Origin of the sequence: Streptomyces sp. WM4235 (assembly GCF_001279725.1) — a bacterium.
Lineage (GTDB): Bacteria > Actinomycetota > Actinomycetes > Streptomycetales > Streptomycetaceae > Streptomyces.
Window position 1 is genome coordinate 1 of the sequence record NZ_LGDE01000191.1, and the last position, 1123, is coordinate 1123.

Here is a 1123-nt window from a genome sequence, read left to right on the forward strand (position 1 = left end):
GTGTCGCAGATGTATCGGTTGAGCAGTCCGCGGTCCTCCAGCCGGCTGACCAGTCGGGTCGTGGCGCTCTGGCTGAGCACGACCGAGTCGGCCACCTGGTGCATCCGCAGGTGTCCGCCCGGGCCGCTGTGCTGGCGGCTGAGCACGTCCAGCAGCGAGTACTCCCGCACGCTCAGCTCATGGCCCGCCTGGAGGGCGCGTTCGATGTGGGCCTCGATCCGGCCGTGGAGGAGGGAGAGGGCGCACCAGCCCTGGGAGAGGGCGGTGAGTGCGCTGTCCGTGGCGGTCATGGGCGGGCTCCTCCTTCGAAGCGGGTCCCCCCAGGATAGGTCACAGCCGCAATAGCCCGCGCTTGCAAATATCCCGCGTCTGCAATTAATGTGGACGCACGTAAGCCGCGACAGCAAGTGAAGCGGCAGTACAGGCAACCTCCCCCTGAAGGGCACCCCCTCATGCCTCTCGCACTCCTGGCACTCGCCATCGGCGCCTTCGGGATCGGCACCACCGAATTCGTGATCATGGGCCTGCTTCCCGAGGTCGCCGGCGAGTACGGCGTCTCGATCCCCACCGCGGGCTTCCTGGTCACCGGCTACGCGCTCGGTGTCGTCCTCGGCGCCCCGCTGATGACCATCCTCGGCACCCGCATCCCCCGCAAGCGCATGCTGATGCTGCTCATGGGCCTGTTCGTCGTCGGCAACGTCATCTCCGCCCTCGCCCCGGCCTTCGGCGTCATGCTCGCCGGCCGCGTCGTCGCCTCCCTCGCCCACGGCGCCTTCTTCGGGATCGGCTCGGTGGTCGCCGCCGGACTGGTCGCCCCACAGAAGAAGGCCGGCGCCATCGCCATGATGTTCACCGGCCTCACCGTCGCCAACGTGGTCGGCGTACCGCTCGGCACCCTCGTCGGCCAGACCCTCGGCTGGCGCGTCACCTTCCTGATCGTCGCCGGCCTCGGCGTCCTCGGTCTGCTCGGCATCGCCAAGATGGTCCCCGACCTCCCCCGCCCCGAGGGCGTCCGGATCCGCCACGAGCTGGCCGCCTTCCGCAACGTCCAAGTTCCCCTGGCGATGGCCATGACCGTGCTCGGCTTCGGCGGGGTCTTCGCCGCCATCACCTACATCACCCC

2 protein-coding genes are annotated in these 1123 nt (G+C 69.3%); one reads left to right on the forward strand and one right to left on the reverse strand.

Translation table 11 applies throughout. From position 1 onward, the window contains the following. The coding region (locus ADK55_RS15275; protein WP_159041401.1) for a MarR family winged helix-turn-helix transcriptional regulator at window positions 1-290 on the reverse strand (290 nt) is incomplete at its 3' end. A 162-nt stretch (window positions 291-452) separates the two neighbouring features. Here ADK55_RS15275 and ADK55_RS15280 point away from each other — a divergent pair. After that, window positions 453-1123: MFS transporter (locus ADK55_RS15280; RefSeq protein ID WP_159041402.1), on the forward strand; the 671-nt coding region annotated here is incomplete at its 3' end.